The 16,772-nt window shown below is 69.5% G+C and carries 19 protein-coding genes and 3 pseudogenes; 10 read left to right on the top strand and 12 right to left on the bottom strand.

All coding sequences use genetic code 11. From position 1 onward, the window contains the following. Positions 1-111: 111 nt before the first annotated feature. On the bottom strand, positions 112-540 hold the full coding sequence (locus tag QFZ82_RS37080) for an ATP-binding protein (RefSeq protein WP_307717298.1): 429 nt from the start codon (positions 538-540) through the stop codon (positions 112-114). Positions 541-683: 143 nt separating this feature from the next. Here QFZ82_RS37080 and QFZ82_RS37075 point away from each other — a divergent pair, with 143 nt between their 5' ends. From QFZ82_RS37075 to QFZ82_RS37065, 3 genes are all read left to right on the top strand, one after another. Next, entirely contained in the window at positions 684-1,451 is a 768-nt protein-coding gene (locus QFZ82_RS37075) for an IclR family transcriptional regulator (RefSeq protein ID WP_307717297.1), read from the top strand. A 41-nt stretch (positions 1,452-1,492) separates the two neighbouring features. Next, positions 1,493-3,007: a glycerol kinase GlpK gene (gene glpK / locus QFZ82_RS37070; protein WP_307717296.1), complete on the top strand. Its 1,515-nt coding sequence runs from the start codon at positions 1,493-1,495 to the stop codon at positions 3,005-3,007. A gap of 182 nt (positions 3,008-3,189) precedes the next feature. Further along, the gene (locus tag QFZ82_RS37065; RefSeq protein ID WP_256356487.1) at positions 3,190-3,393 is read left to right on the top strand and encodes a cold-shock protein; all 204 of its coding nucleotides are present in this window, start codon (positions 3,190-3,192) and stop codon (positions 3,391-3,393) included. Between the two features lie 87 nt (positions 3,394-3,480). Here QFZ82_RS37065 and QFZ82_RS37060 read toward each other — a convergent pair whose 3' ends face one another. Continuing rightward, positions 3,481-3,618 carry a hypothetical protein gene (locus tag QFZ82_RS37060; protein WP_307717295.1) on the bottom strand — a complete coding sequence of 46 codons (138 nt, stop codon included), beginning with the start codon at positions 3,616-3,618 and terminating at the stop codon, positions 3,481-3,483. A 29-nt stretch (positions 3,619-3,647) separates the two neighbouring features. On the opposite strand from QFZ82_RS37060, the gene QFZ82_RS37055 reads away from it, so the two are divergent. After that, the gene (locus QFZ82_RS37055) at positions 3,648-3,773 is read left to right on the top strand and encodes a hypothetical protein (protein WP_307717294.1); all 126 of its coding nucleotides are present in this window, start codon (positions 3,648-3,650) and stop codon (positions 3,771-3,773) included. A gap of 80 nt (positions 3,774-3,853) precedes the next feature. On the opposite strand, the gene QFZ82_RS37050 is transcribed toward QFZ82_RS37055, so the two are convergent. Genes QFZ82_RS37050 through QFZ82_RS39895 form a run of 3 tightly spaced genes read right to left on the bottom strand, consistent with a single transcriptional unit; the run spans position 3,854 to position 5,392 of the window. Further along, positions 3,854-4,642 carry a class I SAM-dependent methyltransferase gene (locus QFZ82_RS37050; RefSeq protein ID WP_307717293.1) on the bottom strand — a complete coding sequence of 263 codons (789 nt, stop codon included), beginning with the start codon at positions 4,640-4,642 and terminating at the stop codon, positions 3,854-3,856. Next, positions 4,639-5,109, bottom strand: coding sequence for a hypothetical protein (locus QFZ82_RS37045; protein WP_307717292.1), 471 nt, complete (start codon positions 5,107-5,109; stop codon positions 4,639-4,641). The genes QFZ82_RS37050 and QFZ82_RS37045 overlap by 4 nt, the downstream gene beginning before the upstream one ends. Continuing rightward, positions 4,991-5,392 carry a carboxymuconolactone decarboxylase family protein gene (locus QFZ82_RS39895; RefSeq protein ID WP_373429464.1) on the bottom strand — a complete coding sequence of 134 codons (402 nt, stop codon included), beginning with the start codon at positions 5,390-5,392 and terminating at the stop codon, positions 4,991-4,993. The genes QFZ82_RS37045 and QFZ82_RS39895 overlap by 119 nt, the downstream gene beginning before the upstream one ends. Between QFZ82_RS39895 and QFZ82_RS37035 the strand changes: the two genes are divergently transcribed. Next, positions 5,301-5,486: a hypothetical protein gene (locus tag QFZ82_RS37035; protein WP_307718002.1), complete on the top strand. Its 186-nt coding sequence runs from the start codon at positions 5,301-5,303 to the stop codon at positions 5,484-5,486. The two genes, QFZ82_RS39895 and QFZ82_RS37035, sit on opposite strands and share 92 nt — an antisense overlap. A 337-nt stretch (positions 5,487-5,823) precedes the next feature. On the opposite strand, the gene QFZ82_RS37030 is transcribed toward QFZ82_RS37035, so the two are convergent. Beyond that, positions 5,824-6,471, bottom strand: coding sequence for a TOPRIM nucleotidyl transferase/hydrolase domain-containing protein (locus tag QFZ82_RS37030; protein ID WP_307717963.1), 648 nt, complete (start codon positions 6,469-6,471; stop codon positions 5,824-5,826). On the opposite strand from QFZ82_RS37030, the pseudogene QFZ82_RS37025 reads away from it, so the two are divergent. Continuing rightward, positions 6,412-7,226: pseudogene (locus QFZ82_RS37025) on the top strand (phosphotransferase family protein). The gene QFZ82_RS37030 and the pseudogene QFZ82_RS37025 overlap by 60 nt on opposite strands. A gap of 362 nt (positions 7,227-7,588) precedes the next feature. Further along, positions 7,589-8,710 carry an amidinotransferase gene (locus tag QFZ82_RS37020; protein ID WP_307717962.1) on the top strand — a complete coding sequence of 374 codons (1,122 nt, stop codon included), beginning with the start codon at positions 7,589-7,591 and terminating at the stop codon, positions 8,708-8,710. Positions 8,711-9,077: 367 nt separating this feature from the next. Here QFZ82_RS37020 and ptsP read toward each other — a convergent pair whose 3' ends face one another. The 4 genes from ptsP to QFZ82_RS37000 form a co-directional block, all read right to left on the bottom strand. Next, positions 9,078-10,742, bottom strand: a complete 1,665-nt coding sequence (gene ptsP, locus QFZ82_RS37015; protein WP_373429463.1) for a phosphoenolpyruvate--protein phosphotransferase — start codon at positions 10,740-10,742, stop codon at positions 9,078-9,080. A 29-nt stretch (positions 10,743-10,771) separates the two neighbouring features. Beyond that, positions 10,772-11,050, bottom strand: a complete 279-nt coding sequence (locus QFZ82_RS37010; protein WP_307717290.1) for an HPr family phosphocarrier protein — start codon at positions 11,048-11,050, stop codon at positions 10,772-10,774. A 654-nt stretch (positions 11,051-11,704) separates the two neighbouring features. Further along, on the bottom strand, positions 11,705-12,202 hold the full coding sequence (locus QFZ82_RS37005; RefSeq protein ID WP_307717289.1) for a hypothetical protein: 498 nt from the start codon (positions 12,200-12,202) through the stop codon (positions 11,705-11,707). Between the two features lie 124 nt (positions 12,203-12,326). Further along, entirely contained in the window at positions 12,327-12,719 is a 393-nt protein-coding gene (locus tag QFZ82_RS37000; protein ID WP_307717288.1) for a J domain-containing protein, read from the bottom strand. A 750-nt stretch (positions 12,720-13,469) separates the two neighbouring features. Between QFZ82_RS37000 and QFZ82_RS36995 the strand changes: the two genes are divergently transcribed. Both QFZ82_RS36995 and QFZ82_RS36990 read left to right on the top strand, forming a co-directional pair. Beyond that, complete coding sequence (locus QFZ82_RS36995) at positions 13,470-13,658, top strand: hypothetical protein (RefSeq protein ID WP_307717287.1); 189 nt, start codon at positions 13,470-13,472, stop codon at positions 13,656-13,658. Positions 13,659-13,817: 159 nt separating this feature from the next. Next, positions 13,818-14,689: pseudogene (locus QFZ82_RS36990) on the top strand (SpoIIE family protein phosphatase); the annotation flags it as partial. Positions 14,690-14,797: 108 nt separating this feature from the next. Here the strand turns inward: QFZ82_RS36990 and QFZ82_RS39890 are convergent. Then, entirely contained in the window at positions 14,798-15,325 is a 528-nt protein-coding gene (locus QFZ82_RS39890; RefSeq protein WP_373429378.1) for an SDR family oxidoreductase, read from the bottom strand. On the opposite strand from QFZ82_RS39890, the gene QFZ82_RS36985 reads away from it, so the two are divergent. Further along, positions 15,324-15,860 (top strand): hypothetical protein, encoded by a 537-nt coding sequence (locus QFZ82_RS36985; protein WP_307717286.1) that lies wholly within the window; start codon positions 15,324-15,326, stop codon positions 15,858-15,860. The genes QFZ82_RS39890 and QFZ82_RS36985 overlap by 2 nt on opposite strands. Positions 15,861-16,398: 538 nt before the next feature. On the opposite strand, the pseudogene QFZ82_RS36980 reads toward QFZ82_RS36985, so the two are convergent. Then, positions 16,399-16,607 (bottom strand): annotated as a pseudogene (locus tag QFZ82_RS36980) (VOC family protein); the annotation flags it as partial. Between the last annotated feature and the right edge of the window lie 165 nt (positions 16,608-16,772).

The raw sequence follows: 16,772 nt of genomic DNA, 5'->3' as shown, positions 1-16,772 counted from the left end.
GCCAGGCAGTCGTTCAGTGCCGTGGGCAAGGTGTGGCCCATACCCTCGATGGCGAAACTGTCAGCGATGGCGCCTTGTGTCTCTGGCAGAGCCTGTCGTGTCTTCGTCATTTCATCTCACGACCACGTCTGCCCACCAACTGGTCCCGTCGGCACACTCTCGCACGCCATGCCTGGCCGACAGCGCCATGACGATTCCGATGCCTCGGCCGTGCTCGTCCGGGTCGAGCCCGGATGCCGACGGGTCGGCCGGAGCCGCAGGTCCCGCGTCCGTCACCTCGACGTGTACGGCTTTGAGCCCGTCCACCAGGACCTGCGACATCCGCAGCGTCGCCGGGGGCAGGGCGTGGATGATCGCATTGGTGAGCAGCTCCGAGGCCAGCAGAAGTACGTCCTCGGCGACGTCCGCGGACAGGTGCCAGTCGGTGAGGACCGCGCGCACGCCCCGACGCACGACCGAGGCGGCCCTGGGGGCGTGTGGCAGCGGAAAGACGTACGTGACGTCTTCGGGAAGCTCTGCACTGAGCTGTGCCACTGTCATGGCCCTCCTCCTCCGGGAGCGCTGCCGGCAGGTCGCCGGGCGTGATGAAAAACGCTAGGGAGGGAGGGACGGTCGGTCAATGAACGGAGGTCGGCATTGCCGAACGGAGGTCCTGAGTCGAAGACTCGGACTATGATCGTTCTATGGTCGGCCCGGTCCAGTCCATAGAACGGGCGGCGGCGATCCTGCGTCTGCTCGCCACCGGTCCCCGCAGGCTGGGACTGGGTGAGGTGGCGTCCTCGCTCGGACTGGCCAAAGGCACCGCCCATGGCATTCTGCGCACCCTGCAGCACGTGGATTTCGTGGAGCAGGACGCGGCCACGGGAAAATACCAGCTCGGAGCGGCTCTGCTCCATCTCGGTACCAGCTACCTCGACGTCAACGAGTTGCGGTCGCGCTCCCTCAACTGGGCCGACGCCCTGGCCGCCCGCAGCGGGGAGGCCGTCCGCCTGGGCACACCCCTGGAGGGGAAGGTGCTCATCGTCCACCACGTCTTCCGGCCGGACGACACCCTCCAGACCCTGGACGTGGGTGCGCTGCTGCCGCTTCACGCCTCCTCGCTCGGCAAGGTCCTGCTGGCCTTCGGGGCCGCGCCCGTCGAGCCGTTGCTGAAGGCCGGACTGGAGGCCTACACCCGGCACACCCTGGTGCTCCCCGAGGACCTCAACCGGGCGCTGGGGGAGATCCGAGAGCTCGGCTGGGGCTCCGAGGTGCAGGAAATGAGCATGGGTGACGCAGGAATCGCCACGCCGATCCGGGGGCACGGCGGTCTCGTGGTGGGCGCGCTCGGCGTATCCGGCCCGGTCGAGCGGATCTGCGACACGGGAGGACGGCCCCAATCGGCGCTGATCACCTTGCTCCGGGAGGCCGCACGGGCGATCTCCAGAGACCTGGGCGCGGCCCGCTGGTAGGCACCTGCGGCTCCGCGAAACATCGGAAGGCAGGCCCGATCATGGTTGCACGGTATGTGATGTCCATCGACCAGGGCACCACCTCCACTCGGTGCATCCTGTTCGACCACAGCGGGCGGCTGGTGTCGGTCGCCCAGCGAGAGCATCGCCAGTACTTTCCCCAGCCCGGATGGGTCGAGCACGATGCTGTCGAGATCTGGCGCAACCTGCAGCGGGTGGTGCCCGAGGCACTGTCCCACGCCGGCGTGGAGGCCGGGCAGATCGCCGCCATCGGGATAGCCAACCAGCGGGAGACGACCGTGCTCTGGGACCGGCGGACCGGTGCGCCGCTGGGGAAGGCCATCGTCTGGCAGGACACCCGCACCGCTCCGCTCGTCGACGAGCTGAGAAACCGGCCCGGGGACGAGTTCTTCCTCGAACGCTGCTGCCTGCCTCCCTCGACCTACTTCTCCGCGCCCCGGATCCGCTGGTTGTTCGATCACGTCGACGAGCTGGAGCAGCGTGCCAGGGACGGCGAGGTGCTGTTCGGCACGATGGAGAGCTGGCTGATCTGGAACCTCACGGGTGGAACGGCCGGCGGCCTGCACATCACCGACGCCACCAACGCCAGCCGCACCATGCTCATCGACATGCGGAAGCTGACCTGGGACGGCGAGCTCATGGAGTTCTTCGGAGTCCCGCGTCAGATGCTGCCGGAGATCCGTCCCTCGGCCGAGTGCTACGGCGAGGCCCGCTCCGTGCTCCCGGGGATCCGGATCACGGCCGCCCTCGGCGATCAGCAGGCGGCCTTGTTCGGGCAGACCTGCTTCTCGCCAGGCGAGGCGAAGTGCACCTACGGGACCGGCAGCTTCCTGCTGATGAACACCGGCTCCGACGTCGTCCGGTCCCGGCACGGGCTCCTCACCACCGTCGCATACAAGATCGCTGAGCAGCCGGCGGTCTACGCCCTGGAGGGGCCGATCGCCGTCACCGGCTCGCTGGTCCAGTGGTTCCGCGACCGACTGGGTCTGATCAGCACCGCACCCGAGATCGAGACCCTGGCACGCACCGTCGAGGACAACGGCGGCTGCTACATCGTCCCCGCGTTCTCCGGTCTGTTCGCACCCCATTGGAGAAGCGACGCCCGCGGCGTCATCGTCGGCCTCACCTCGTACATCACGAAGGGCCACTTGGCCCGAGCCGTCCTGGAGGCCACCGGCTGGCAGACACGGGAGGTCGTCGACGCCATGAACGCCGATTCCGCGCTCGCCCTGAAGCAGCTCAAGGTGGACGGCGGCATGACCTCCGACAACCTGCTCATGCAGTTCCTCGCCGACGTGCTCGACGTTCCCGTGGTACGGCCCATGGTCGCCGAGACGGTCTCGCTCGGCGCCGCCTACGCCGCCGGCCTCGCGGCCGGCTACTGGCCGGACATGGAGGTCCTGCGCCGCAACTGGCACCGGGCCGCCCAGTGGCTGCCGGCCATGGATTCCGAACGGCGGGAGCGCGAATACGACTGCTGGCAACGAGCCGTCGAGCGGTCCCTGGGGTGGATCCAGCCGCCGAGGCGGTCATGACACCCTCCGTCCGGCGTTCGACCGGCCCGCCGTCCCGGGCCGCTGCTGCTCGCCGGCCAGACGAAACGATCACTCATGCGTGTGGGCGTGTCGGCCGCTCAGAACGCCTGGCAGCCGTGACGATCGCTTCGCACGCCCGACGCGGGTCTTGTCCCGTGTCCGCACGAAGGAGAACAAGCACGATGGCTACCGGCACGGTGAAGTGGTTCAACCCGGAGAAGGGCTTCGGCTTCATCGCCCAGGACAGCGGCGGCCCGGACGTATTCGTCCACTACTCGGCCATCGCCACGACCGGATTCCGCGAGCTCACCGAGGGGCAGAAAGTGCAGTTCGAGGTCGTCCAAGGGCCGAAGGGCCCCCAGGCCGAAAACGTCACCCCCGCCTGACCCCTGCCCCGCGCCGGCGCCCCGCGATCAACCGACGCGGGGCGCCCGCACGTGCCGGGGGTTGTGGGTGCTTACGGTTCGGTGACGTCAGCCGGCGTGGTCGGCGAGCCGGTCGGCATTGAGGACGGTGATGCGGCCCCGGGCGAGGTGGATCAGCCAGCCGGCGAAGGCGTTGGCGGAGCCGAGGAGCCCGGCGACCATGGTGATCATCGCGGTGTCCGTCATGGGCCCGGAACACCGACATCCAGATGCCCATGCCGATGCCGCCGACCAGCTCGGCCGCGGCGCCCCGCACGGCGTGGACGGGGATCGCGGCGGCTTTCGGCGATACGGGCACGGTGGTGGCCATGATGATCGTCCTCCTTGTGCCGATGTCCTGATCTCGTGGCTGACGCTAGGACCGAGGGCGGGGACAGGTGTGTGAGGCCGCTTGCGTACCCGGGGGTAGCCTGGTGGGCCGTCAGAGTGATTTCACGGCGGTCAACAGCGCGTAGCCGAGTGCGCCGTCCGCGACGGCGGCACGGGCTGAGGCCAGGACGGCCGGGGCCGCCGTGAGGTCCACACCGGAGTCGGCGAGGCAGGCCGGGGCCGTGATGCGCAGCAGGTTCAGCCGGGCCTCGATCTGGTCGATCATGCGGAGCAGGGCCGCATCGTGGAGTTCGGTGGACAGGGTGCGCAGTCCGGCGGCGGCCAGGACGGCGGCGTACTCCTCCAGGGGGCGGGCGTCGGCGATGCATGCGATCCGGGCTGCGAGGCCGGTCAACTCCGGTGGGAGGCGGTCGGGGTCGGCGACGACGTCGGTGATGCCCACCCGGCAGCCAGGCCCCAGGACCCGGGCGAATTCGGCGGCGGCCTGGTGCTTGTCGGGGAAGGTGCACAGGGCGCACTCGCACACCACCGCGTCGAACGTTCCATCTGGGTAGGGCAGGTGTTCGGCGTCGCCGGTGGTGAAGACGGCCTGCTCGGCACGTCCGGCCGCCTGAGCCGCGCCCTGGGCGAGGGCGGTGTTGGCCGGTGAGTAGTCCACCCCGTCCACCCGCACCTGGTAGGCGTCGGCGAGCAGGAGTGCGGTGGTGCCCCGCCCGGAGGCCACGTCCAGAACCCGGGCACCGGGTGTCAGGGTGAGCTGGTCGGCGAGGCGGCGGGTCAGGGCGGTGCCGCCGGGGTGGTGGGAGTCGCCGAGCAGCAGGGCGACGACGTCCTTCGCGTAGGCGTCGGCACAGCAGGCTTTGACCTCGTCGCCGTTCACGCCCCCTCCCCTACCTCGGTGCGGACGGCCTTGGAGCCGTGCGGCGTCGTGGTGAGCCGGTCGGCGAGCGGCAGCGCGTTGGGCACCACGTCCACGACCGGCACGCCCGACATCTGCGCGCGGACCTGTTCGCGGTAGCCGACGGAGTTGTAGGCGCAGAACGGGATGAGCCGTCCGTCGGGGGTGATCTCCTCGACGCAGCACTTCATGAGCTGCTTGACGTTGAGGGTGTAGGGGTCCTGGAAGTCCTGCACGACGATCATGAATGCCTTGTCGTTCAGGTTCTTCACCGCCGCTGGAAGGCCGATGCAACACGCTCCCCCGTAGCCTTCGGCACGGGAGGTGCCCTCACCGCAGCCCAGCGCCTCGGCGGTCGCGCGCAGCTTCTCCTCGGTCGTGCTCGTTCCCATGAACGCGGAGGCTGACCACAGCTTCTCCAGGGCCTCGCGGATCCCGGCGTCGGGCATGACGCGGTTGGTGACGTAGTCGAGGTAGTCCTGCGCGCTCGGCGTCGGTGAAGTACGGGGCGTCCTGCCAGGAGGAGACGGCGGTGATGCGCTCCTCGGACTCCCCGGCCTTGCGCAGGAAGCCGGTGTTCAGGATGGTCAGGTAGGTGTTGCCGACGATCTGTCCCGCGCGGAGGTGGACAAGGTTCATCGTGGTGCGAGGCACCGAGCGGTTGCCCGTCGCCCGGAAGAGGGCGGCGCTGACGTCGTTCAGCTCAGGCACGAACTCGGCCGGGTTCGGCATCCGGGAGACGGAGGTGTGCGTCATGGCTGTTCTCCTTCGCATCGGCCTGGTTGGCGTCTTCACAGCACTGACGCACTGGCGCGCGCAGATGTGACGGCCATCCCGAAGAACTTTTCCCGGCACCCAGCAAGCCGTCGCACCGGCCGTGAAACGAGGCTGCCGCCCTCATCCGGCAGGCTGCAGGCGGGCGCACGACGTGTCGACGGTGTTCAACCGTGCACCCGGCAGATCGTGGCAGCCGCCCTCTCTGCCGCCTCCAACTGGGCGGCCCGCCACGGGGCCTGGCCATTGATACCCGTCGGAGGATGAACGGATTGACCTCCTCGGTGCAGTCGGACCCGATCACCAAGAGGCCCTTGACGCCGGAGCCCGCAAGCGTCGATATGTGCGGTGGCGTCGCCGGTGGCACATTGATGCGCATGACTGCCGTGTCAGACGTGCGCGAGGAGGCGCTCCAGCGGCCGGGGAACGTGTTCGAGGTCCAGGTGCGTGACCAGCGCTTGCGCGTAGAGCGCCTTGCGACCGCTGTGCGTGCCCATGAAGCGCCGCAGTTGGTGCTCCACGGGCCGTTCCCGCTGTGCCGGCTGGCCCTGGAAGGTGTGGAAGGGGCGCATCTCGCCCTGGGCCTCGATCACCTGCTGCACGGCCTCGGCCCCGAGAGCGCGGATCAGCTCGTCCTCCAGGTCGGCAACGCACACGTGGAACCCGAGTGTCTCCAGTCCGGCGTGCGTAAGACCCGCCCCGAGCCCGACCCGCTCCAGATGACGCCGGAAATGCCGCTCCTCGCCGATGTCGCAGAGGCCGGCCAGCGGGAGGTCGAGCCCCGCAGGACCGCACACGTCCAGGAAGCGCCCGATGTTCGTCGCGCCTGCGAGCGGTACTGCCGCGACGCCCTCCGCGCCGAGGTCGCGGCCGTAGCGCGTGGCCAGCGCTTCGAGCGCGACCTGATCACTGCTCCCCTCGACGAGCACGATCGTCCGCACACCGCCGGCCAGTTCCCGCGCCACCGCGGCGGCCGCATCCGCTCCGCCGCCCGCCCACGCGACCAGCGCCAGGCGGAATCGCGTCAACTCGTCCACGAGACCTCGCTTCCCGACGCCATCCTGGCACGGCCGAGATCCCGTACGCACGCATGTTTTTCCGAGGGCACGAACGGCTCGGCCGCCGAAGACGGGGCACCGTGCGGACGATGCCACCCTTCGCTGCTGATGTCTCTGCTGCCGGGAAGCGTGCGGTTGGACGACGACCTCGAGCGACAGAGTCAGCTTCTCGCCCGGCAGTTGGTCGCCATCCACGGGCTGAATGTGCCGGAACGGGCCCGGCCGCGTACGTATCAGGCGTGGACGAGTCCCGAGCGGGTGCAGATTCCTGAGGGCACCGCGCGGCCAGAGCTGTGGCGGCGCGCTGTGGACACCATCCGTCGTGAGTCTCCTGTCCACCGGTCTTGCTTCCTGCACCGTGACTTCCATCCCGGCAACGTGCTGTTCGCCGGACACGGAGCCCACCTGGTGATCACCGGGATCGTCGACTGGGTCGAAACCTCCTGGGGCCCTGCCGACCTGGACGTGGCCCACTGCTCCACCGCGATGGCCCTGCTGCACGGCGTGCCCGCCGGCTGCGGTTGGCGGATCACTACGTCGCAGCCGGCGGCACGCTCAGCGGCGACCCGGCCGATCACCTGTACTGGCGGCTACTGGACGCCCTCGCCTTCGCCCCGGACGCTGAGAAGGTCGCCGCGCCGTGGCGGGAACTCGGCCGAGTCGACCTGACACCGGCCATTCTGGCCCAGCGCCTGGAGGAGTATCTTCAGGCGCTCTTCAGCCAGTACGGCTGAGGAACCGGCCCCCGGTGGACCGGATGCCGGAGCCGTTCCGCCACGTCCGACGCCGGCAACAGCAACTCCGGCCGGCGGAAGCGGCCAGCAGCCGCGTTGAACTGGTCATGTAAGCGCCGGCTACCGAGCCGAGGCCCCGGTTCTCGACCAGTCGCACTTTGCGGGACCTCAGCGTGCTGGTGGCAGGGATCGCCCGATCGGTCTCATCCAGCTGCTGGGACACGCTTTTGACCAAGGCAGTTTGGATATAGTGAGCTACCGACTTCCGCGAGTGAAAGCGGTTGACCATGGCGGTAGCGCGCAGGCCCGGGATTCCGACGACGGCAGACGACGATGCCCATACCTCGGCCGGACCACACGTGATGTCGGCGTCATCAGCCACGGCATCTACCCCTGCGGAACCATTGGTTTCACCGGTCAATTCACACAACGAGTGGGATCCGCTGGAGGAGATCATTGTCGGGCGCCTCGACGGCGCGACGATTCCCTCCAAGCATCCGGTCGTGGGCTGCAACATCCCACCATGGGCGGCGCGGTTGCAGGGGCTTGCCGCCGGCTTCAAATATCCGCGCATGCTGATCGAGCGGGCGCAGCAAGAGCTCGACCAGTTCGTCAGCCTCCTTCAGTCGCTCGGCATCACGGTCAGGCGCCCGGACGCGGTCGACCACAGGCAACGCTTCGGCACCCCCGACTGGACGTCGCGCGGTTTTTGCAACACCTGTCCGCGTGACAGCATGCTCGTGGTCGGCGACGAGATCATCGAGACCCCGATGGCATGGCCGTGCCGGTATTTCGAGACCCACTCGTATCGCGCGATCCTCAAGGAATACTTCCGGCGCGGCGCGCGCTGGACGGCGGCACCGAAGCCGCAGCTCACCGACGCACTGTTCGAGGCGGATTTCCGTATCCCCGAGGTCGGCGAGCCCATGCGCTACATCCTCACCGAGTTCGAGCCGGTGTTCGACGCGGCGGATTTCGTGCGCGCGGGACGCGACCTGTTCGTTACGCGGAGCAATGTCACCAACCGCATGGGCATCGACTGGCTGCGCCGGCATCTCGGACCCGGGTATCGCATCCATGAGATCGAGAGCCGCTGCCGCACGCCCATGCACATCGACACGACGCTCTCGCTGCTCTCGCCTGGCAAAGCACTCGTCAATCCTGATTACATCGACGTCGACCGCCTGCCCGACGTCCTGAGCTCGTGGGACATCCTGATCGCCCCGGAGCCCGACCGGATCGACGAGCGCATGCTCAAGATCACCTCGATGTGCGGCAAATGGCTCAGCATGAACGTTCTCATAATCGACGAAAAACGGGTGATCGCCGAGCGCCACCACACCAATATGCTGCGCGCGCTGGAGAAGTGGGGGTTCGAGCCGATCCCGTGCGACCTGATGCACTACGCGCCGTTCGGCGGATCATTCCACTGCGCAACGCTCGATATCCGGCGTCGCGGCACGCTCGAATCGTATTTCGATTGATCAGACCACTGCCCGCAAGCCCGACCTCCCCGCGTCGCTGTCCCGTTTCGGCATTCGGCTGCGCCCATGGGGGCGCCGACCTCCGTGGAAGCGCGCGCCTCCGTGGTGCACACGGGGCGGCCTGACGGGAAGAGCGACACTCCCGTCGCTCACAGATCCCGGCCGTCCGGACACAGACTCCGTGCCGCGCCCGGACAACCCAGGACCGAATCTTGCGACCCAGCTCACGCCTTCCCCGTCGGGGAGGGCACGGAGGCCGACCGCGCCCTACCGCTCCAGCCGCATCGATGGCGCCACGATCCTCGTGTGCGGCCTGCTGCCTGACACGACGAGGACCGATCGCCGACGCACGGCTGCGACAGCGGACTCACGCCGTGCCATGAGCGGCGGATACGGACGCCCGCACCGCTGCGCACGCCTCCTGTGCATCTGCTGCCTCGAGGGCGATCGAGGCAAGGCGACGGCACTCGTCGAGGCTGTGGGCCGCCAGCGCCGCGCGGACGTCGGCCAGGCAGCCGGGGGCAGCCGACAGGCTGGTGACGCCCAGTCCGACCAGAACCAGGGCCAGCAGCGGATCGGATGCCGCCTCCCCGCACACCCCGACGGGACGGCCGTTCGCGGCACCCGCCTCGGCAGTGCTGCGCACCAGGTCGAGCAGGGCGGGCTGCCACGGGTCGAGGAACTCGGCCAGACTGCCGAGCATGCGGTCGGCAGCGAAGGCGTACTGGGCCAGGTCGTTGGTGCCGATGCTGAAGAAGTCGCAGCTCCGCGCAAGGGTCCGGGCGCGCAGGGCTGCCGCGGGCACCTCCACCATGGCACCGACCGTGCGCAGTCCATGCGACCTGGCCAGGGCGGTGAAATCCGCCGCTTCGGCCGGCAGGGACACCATGGGCGCCATGACCCATACATCGGCCGTGGTGTCCTCGGCCGCCGCGGCGATGGCGGCCAGCTGCGCCGCCAGCAGCTGGGGATCGCGGCGCGCGGTGCGCAGTCCGCGGACGCCCAGCGCCGGGTTGGGCTCGTCGGGAGCGGTGACGAACGGCAGCGGCTTGTCGGCTCCGGCGTCCAGCGTGCGTACGACGACACGGCGCCCGGCGAACGCTTCGAAGACCTTGCGGTAGGCAAGGGTCTGTTCCTCCGCGGTGGGCGCCTGGGCGCGGTCCAGGTAGAGGAACTCCGTACGGAAGAGCCCCACGCCCTCGCTGTCGGCCTCCGCGGCCGCTGGAAGTTCGGAGAGGGCGCCCAGGTTCACCAGCAGCTTCACCGCATGACCGTCCGCCGTACGGCCCGGCCCGCTGACACGTGCCGCGTTGCGCCGGCGGTGTTCCTCTCGCGCGGTCGCCTCGGCAACAGCGTCCGGTTCCGGGTCCGCCACCACCGTCCCGGCGGCGCCGTCCACCAGCACCAGCCGTCCGTCCGTGAGCGCGGCGGCATCTGCGCAGCCGACAACGGCGGGCAGCCCGAGGATCTTGGCCAGGATGGCTGTGTGGCTGGTCGGCCCACCCTGCTCGGTGACGAGGGCGAGAACCTGCGCCGGGTCGAGGAGGGCGGTATCGGCAGGCGCGAGGTCGTCGGCGACCAGGACGTGAGGATGGCCGGGGTCGGGGAGGCCCGGCATGGGCAGCCCGAGGACTCGTGCCACCGCGCGGTTGCGCAGGTCGTCAAGGTCGGCAGCCCGTTCGGCGAAATAGCCGCCGGCCGCCAGCAGCGAAGCCCGGAACCCCTGGAACGCGGCGTCCAGCGCATGGGCTGCATCTCTGCCTTCGCAGACCAGCGACTCCATTCGGTCGGCGAGGGACGGGTCCGACGCCATCATCGCCTGCGCGGACAGGACCTCGGCCGCCTCACCGGCCACGGACGCGGCGCGCCGCTCGAGGTCTGCCGCGACATCGGCCAGAGCGGCGCGGGCCGCGGCGGCCTCTGCGGGAGCGTCGGCCGACTCGACCCGGCGCGGTTCGGGCAGGGCGGGCGGGGGCGCCATGCGGGAGACCGGTCCACAGGCGGTGCCGCCTCCGACACGGATGCCGCGCATCAGCACGGGCGTCACGTCGGCCGCTCGCGTCACTGCTGCTCCTTGGCGTCGAGGTCGGAGCCGACGAGCGCGGCCAGCTCGTCGATCGCGGCGTCGGCGCCGTCGCCTTCTGCGGCCAGGACGAGAAGGTCGCCGTGCTCGGCTCCGAGGGCGAGCACGGACAGCAGGCTGCGCGCGTCGACCGGAGGCTGTCCCTCCCGGCCCACGGTCACCTTGACCGGCTGTCGGGATGCGGCCTGGACGAAGAGGGACGCCGGGCGGGCGTGCAGTCCGGAGCGCGAACCGATGACGACTGTGCGCTGAGGCATGGGTGGCCCTCCTACAAGAGGTTGCGGGGACGGGGTGTCCGGTGAGGTGCGTCGGGTCAACGGGAGGGCACGGCGTTGTACCCGGGATGACCTGGTTTGTTGCCCGGCAGCGCCGAGGGACTCGTCCACTTCGGGTAGCTGCGGGAGTGTTCGGCTCGGCAGACGGCGACCGGGTGCCGCACGGAACGACGAAGCCGCCGTGCGACCGCGCAGAACGGCTCCGCCATCTGCCGGCGCCACCAAGTGCATGTTGTTTTGGATCCGTTTCCGTGACCGAACCTGTGGTTTTCATGGATGTTACGCACTCCCGCGCGGCGAAGTAAATAGATACGGGCATGAAAGTGCGTGGCACCTTGATCGAAGCCAGATGACCGGACAGCAAGCAGACACATCCGGGCATCCTCCTGGAGCGTCCTCGACGCGTCGCGCACGCAGGACCGCTTCCACCGACGTACCCCGGCCCGGAAGACGCGCGTCGACACGCCGGAGACTGTCGCCCCAACGCATCACACGTCCTGCGGCTCCGCGGCCGGCCCCCCGCGGCCCGGGAGACGCCGACTGGGGTCCGACACTGAACCCGGCCGCTCACGGGAGTTTCGGTGCCGGCAGGCGCGGTTGGCGACCCAGCAGGCAGCGCCAGGGTGTGTCATGACCTCAGTGATCAACCGAGCGGTGCCGTCGCCTACCGGCGAGCCGAATCCGGGCAGCCCGCTGCCCCGACGGAGGTGTCCTGCCCGCCTCCGAAGGTGGGAAGGCTCCCGGCTGCACGGGCCCCTGCACGGGACGAAGCAGATCCCGAGGCACAAGGGGGCGCAGCATGTTCGCCGTCTCCTCGGGGCGGGGGTCGGAGAGCGCCAGGCGGCTGAAAGGCGCCCAGCGGCGCAGCTCGATGCACAGCACCGGCCCCTCGGTCCTGATCGCGACGAAGTCCTGCCCCGCGGGGTGGTGCCGGATACCGACGCACAGCCGCGCGGGCACCCAGGCGCCCGTGCCGCACTCCCCCCGCAGCGCCCGCCACCAGTCGGGCTCGATGTACACAAACCGCAGTGCCGAGACGGGGACCCGCACCTCCCGCCGGCGTGCGGCAGCCTTCTCCCACCAGGACAGCCGGACGACGAGATCGCCGCTCTCCACCACCACCCGCGCCATCATGGCCTCCCTCGCACGGATTCCCGACGACTGCTTCCCTCACGACGAGTGCCGCGCCGACGCATGGCGGAGCACGGTGGGCGTCACGCGCCCCGTAGGTCGAACCCCCGACCGACGGGAGCGAGATCTACCCGGTGAGCGGCTGCACCCGGACGGGCCCCGCCCGCACGGTGGCGCCCCGCAGCGGGGGCCACGGCTGGGGACCGATGACCACCACCACCTGATAGGCGTACGCCGCCGGTTCCTCCCGCTCGAAGCGCGGCGGTCCTGCACGCACGGGGCGAGGCGCCGTGGCGGTGCGCGCCGCGTCGTACGCCGCGCGCCGCTGTGGATCACGCAGGACGTCGTACGCCGCCAGCACAAGATCCAACCGCTCCCTGCTGCCCGGGAGATCACCGGGACGGGCATCAGGGTGCAGTGTCCGCACGAGGCTTCGGAACGCGGTCGTGATCTGCTCCGCCGACGCTGCCGGCGACACCCCCAGCACCGCATAGTGACTCTCGGGTCCCTGTGTCGGCACTGCCCTCACCTCCCACAGGAAAGGCCGCACATCCTTATCCGCCTATAGGTGGCTTGGCCTTCCCGAGCTCGGGATACACGAACGGAAATCCCGCTCTCGATCCCTGTCCGAGAATCCCGCTCTCGGTCCTATCCGAGGCCGGGCACTGGACTGCCGAAACCGGCGGGGACCCGGTGGTCATGTTCCACGTCCGTCCACGCCTCCGTGCTGTGCGGCCGCGGAATGTACCGTGCCCGGTGCTTCATGAAGGCATGGACTCGGTTGAGCATTTCGCTGAGCTGTGTGACCTCACGGAATGACTCGCTACGCAGCAGCACCGGATCATCCCTCCTCATGTCACATCGCCGTCGCGGTCCGCTCTTTTCGATGTCATTTATATAACCGGCGACATCGAAATTCACAAGGGCCGACTCGATCCGGACGCACGGTCGTGGCATTGCATGGCGTGCGCAACGACGAGGGACCGCTGCGCCTCGTGTGAGCTGGTGCATTTTCGGTCGGTGCTGGTGAAGATCCTTGACGCGGCCGGACACCGGCCGGAGCGGCATGGCGCCCGCTTCTCGGCGCCACTGCGCGCGTGCAGCCGGAGCGAATCGGACCACCCGACGATCGCCCGGCGTCCGGCTGCATTGCTCGGTCATCAGCCCCGTTGGCCCATATGGCCCTCGCGGGCGAGCATGAGTATGGGCCTGGCGTACCTGTCTGCGACGGAGACCGCAGAGGACGCCTGGAACGGACCAGGGAGGCACCATGAATGCCGACACCACCTGGGGCGGAGTGACGCCCGACAGCCATCTCCATGCCGGCTCCGAGGGAGAGGTGACCGCAGAGGACGTGGTTCTCGCCTCGGGCCGTGAGATCACGCCGAAGAACCTGGAATGGGCGCAGCGCCGCCTTGCGGAGAAAGGCCGTGCCGCTCTCGACGAGCTGCTTCCCTGAACGCTTCACTTCGCCCCAGGGCAGGGGCGCCGGCTGCCCGTGTTCCGCGATAGGTGCACGGGCGGCCGGAGACAAGTGCTCCTGCGTCGGGCATCTTTTAGCCGGGCGGCCTGTGGCGGCTTTGCCTGGTCCGAGGCATGCAAGGAGACGAAAGTCGTCGTGAAGCAACCACGGATCGATTACGAGGCGGTCTTCCAGGCGCTGCCGGGCGCGGTGGCCCTGCTCACCACTGACCTGGTGTACGCGGATGCCAACGACAGGTTGCTGCAGATGTCGGGGCGCACCCGTGACCAAGTGGTCGGCCGCTACCTTTTCGATGTCTTCCCCGACAACCCCAACGACCCCCATGCGACCGGCATGCGCAACCTTCAGGCGTCGCTGCTGCGCGTGGCGGCCACCGGAGAGCCCGACGCCATGGCGTTGCAGCGTTACGACGTCGAGGCCCCCGCCCGCGAACGTGAAGTCGCCCTGATCTTGCAGGCCGCGATGCTGCCCGCGCCCAGACCGCTCGGCCACCGCAGGGCAGCGGTGCGCTACCGGCCCGCGGTCGGCTCCCTGAACGTGTGCGGCGACTGGTACGACCTGGCCGAACTGCCCGAGGACCGCATCGCGGTCGCCGTCGGCGACGTCGTCGGCCACGGCCTGCACGCGGCCGGCGTCATGGGACAGCTCCGCAGTGCACTCAGCGCAGCCGTACGCGTGGCCGACGGCCCGGCGGCCGCACTCGACAGGCTCGGCCTCTACGCCCGAGACCTCGACGGCGCCGAGTCCACCACCGCTGTCCATGCTGTCATCGACTGTCACAGCAGCACCCCGAAACCACCTTTACCGAGGGCGCCACGCTCGTCCTCTACACCGACGGACTCATCGAACGCCGCCGCGAAGCCATCGACACCGGCCTTCAGCGGCTCGCCGACTGCCTCACCCGCCACGGGCAAGCCGATGCCGACACACTCGCCGACACCCTGCTGGCAGAACTCCTTCCACCGGCCGGCAACACCGATGACACTGCCCTGGTCATCCTCCGCTTGCGACCTCGCCGGTCACCGCACCCCGGCCGCTCGAGCCGGGCGATTCCCTGTGCCGCAACGCCCCCTGGCGGGGCCGGGGGACGGCCCCGCCGGGTGTCCCGTTGCGCGTCACGGGGTGAGGGAAGTGAGGGTGCTTCCTTCGACCTTCAGTGCCGCGCCTGTAGTGGCCGAGGCCCGGTCGGAGCTGGTGAAGAGGATGAGGTCGGCGACCTCGGAGGGCTGGATCGGCCGCTGGATCAGGGACGTCGGGCGGAAGCGGGCGATGAACTCGCGCTGCGCAGCGACGAAAGACTCCGCCTCGGGGATGAGGGCCGTGATGTACTCCTCGATGCCTTCGGTGTGGGTGGGGCCGGATAGCACGGAGTTGACGGTGACACCACTCCGCCGGTGCTGGGGTGGGGCACGGCGGCGGTGACCCCGGACCACCCAGTCGTACCGCTGCACCACGCGAGCGGCCTTCCGCAGTCCGGCGAACCGGTGCCCGACGAGACCGTGCCGGCCCTGCGACACCTGTAGGAGGACGGGGCGCCAGCCGCACGGCGGAGTCTCCCGTCCAAGCACCGTCCCCCGGAACCACCCAGGTCGGGCGTACAGGCTGACGGAATACGGTGGCCAGCGCGGCACAGTGAGCCGCATGCGCACTCAGGAAAAAGACGCACCGGCCGGCATCCGAACACTTCCGCCCCGCTGGGCGGTGTGGGCGGCACATCTGACCACACTCGTCGTACTGCCCAGCGGGCTGTGGCGCATCGCCCTGGTCCTCGGCTGTCCGGCCGGCTACACCCACGAAGGCTTCACGCAATTCCAGTCGCTGGGCACGAAGGTCTGGATGCTGACGCTCAGTATCGTCTGCGAACTGCTCGCCTTCCTGACCGTCGGCCTGGTGAAACCATGGGGCGAGATCGTCCCCCGGTGGATACCCGTCATCGGCGGGCGCGCGGTCCGCCCGATGGCCGCCGTCGTCCCCGCCGCGCTCGGTGCGATGGCTCTGACCGCCATGTGGGCCAACATCCCGTGGTGGTGGACGTACCCGCACGATGACATGACCGACATCGGCAACCTCATCGTCGGCATCCTCTACCAACCCCTGGTCCTCTGGGGCCCCCTGCTCGCCGCCGTCACCGTCTCCTACCACCGGCGCCGCGGGGCGGGGGCGAGTCGACGGCGCTGAGGAACCGTCTCGGGGCCGTCGAGCAACGAGCGCTACGAGGACGTCGGTCTCTCCCCCGACGGACGGTTCGCTCTGCTGACGAGGGGACGTTCGAGGTCCTGATCAGGGACCTCGACCGGGACCGACTCGTCACCGAGATCAACGTATCGGACAACGTCACCGACGTTTCACGTCTGTTGACCTGCTCCGGCCGACGGGTCCGGCCAGGCCGCACCGGTCGACGCCGTCCATGGCGACTCCCCGGCCGCGGCCCGGCAGTGCCACGACCGGGCGGGGCCCCTGTGAGTGCCGCGCAGCAGCACCGATGCGAGTCACGGCACAGGGACTGCCGGCATGGCTGCGGTCGCCGCGCCCAGCAGTCGAATCCGCTGGGCGAGGACGTCACGACGTACGCACACCAAGGACTGCTGGCCGACGCGAGGCCGTCCACCGGGACTCCTCGATGGAGATGCGCCGGAGCGCCAAGGACCCCTCGTCGAGATGCGCCTGAGATCGGCCTCCCGTCACCTGTCATTCACGGCTGCGATCGCCGGGCTGCTCAGCGCAGTTCCTGGATGCGGATCAGGTTGCCCGCAGGTCGCGGACGGCGCAGTCGCGTACGCCGTAGGGCTGCTCGGTCGGCTCTTGGACGACGTCGGCGTCGCCGGCCTGCAGCCGCTCGAAGGTGCCGTCGAGGTCTTTGGTGGCCAGCAGGATCCAGCCGTAGGTGCCTTTCGCCATCATCTCGAGGATGGTGCGTCGCTCGGTGGTCAGAACCCTCCCGGCGCCGGCCTGCACGGCCACAACGGTTCGCGGAGGCCGATGTTGTGCCCGCCCGTTGGTTCAGTCGGGTACGGACGGCGGGACGGCGCGCAGGACATCGAAGTCCGGCCCGGCGGAAGTCTTCGGCCGGCGGGCGCCGGGCGCGCTGGT

The sequence above is a fragment of the Streptomyces sp. V4I23 genome (assembly GCF_030817975.1).
GTDB lineage: Bacteria > Actinomycetota > Actinomycetes > Streptomycetales > Streptomycetaceae > Streptomyces.
Note: the sequence above shows the minus strand (reverse complement) of the source record. Positions and strands in the feature narration are given on the sequence as shown.

Excerpts from the sequence above, each read along its gene's own strand:
- QFZ82_RS39890 (WP_373429378.1), bottom strand. The coding sequence starts at position 15,325 with ATGCGGCTCACTGTGCCGCGCTGGCCACCGTATTCCGTCAGCCTGTAC.
- QFZ82_RS37045 (WP_307717292.1), bottom strand. The coding sequence starts at position 5,109 with ATGCCCGACGCCGGGATCCGCGAGGCCCTGGAGAAGCTGTGGTCAGCC.
- QFZ82_RS37065 (WP_256356487.1), top strand. The coding sequence starts at position 3,190 with ATGGCTACCGGCACGGTGAAGTGGTTCAACCCGGAGAAGGGCTTCGGC.
- QFZ82_RS37020 (WP_307717962.1), top strand. The coding sequence starts at position 7,589 with ATGTCGGCGTCATCAGCCACGGCATCTACCCCTGCGGAACCATTGGTT.
- QFZ82_RS37010 (WP_307717290.1), bottom strand. The coding sequence starts at position 11,050 with ATGCCTCAGCGCACAGTCGTCATCGGTTCGCGCTCCGGACTGCACGCC.
- QFZ82_RS37080 (WP_307717298.1), bottom strand. The coding sequence starts at position 540 with ATGACAGTGGCACAGCTCAGTGCAGAGCTTCCCGAAGACGTCACGTAC.
- QFZ82_RS37060 (WP_307717295.1), bottom strand. The coding sequence starts at position 3,618 with ATGACGGACACCGCGATGATCACCATGGTCGCCGGGCTCCTCGGCTCC.
- ptsP (WP_373429463.1), bottom strand. The coding sequence starts at position 10,742 with ATGCGCGGCATCCGTGTCGGAGGCGGCACCGCCTGTGGACCGGTCTCC.
- QFZ82_RS37055 (WP_307717294.1), top strand. The coding sequence starts at position 3,648 with ATGCCGATGCCGCCGACCAGCTCGGCCGCGGCGCCCCGCACGGCGTGG.
- glpK (WP_307717296.1), top strand. The coding sequence starts at position 1,493 with ATGGTTGCACGGTATGTGATGTCCATCGACCAGGGCACCACCTCCACT.
- QFZ82_RS37005 (WP_307717289.1), bottom strand. The coding sequence starts at position 12,202 with ATGATGGCGCGGGTGGTGGTGGAGAGCGGCGATCTCGTCGTCCGGCTG.
- QFZ82_RS36985 (WP_307717286.1), top strand. The coding sequence starts at position 15,324 with ATGCGCACTCAGGAAAAAGACGCACCGGCCGGCATCCGAACACTTCCG.
- QFZ82_RS37075 (WP_307717297.1), top strand. The coding sequence starts at position 684 with ATGGTCGGCCCGGTCCAGTCCATAGAACGGGCGGCGGCGATCCTGCGT.
- QFZ82_RS39895 (WP_373429464.1), bottom strand. The coding sequence starts at position 5,392 with ATGCCGAACCCGGCCGAGTTCGTGCCTGAGCTGAACGACGTCAGCGCC.
- QFZ82_RS36995 (WP_307717287.1), top strand. The coding sequence starts at position 13,470 with ATGAATGCCGACACCACCTGGGGCGGAGTGACGCCCGACAGCCATCTC.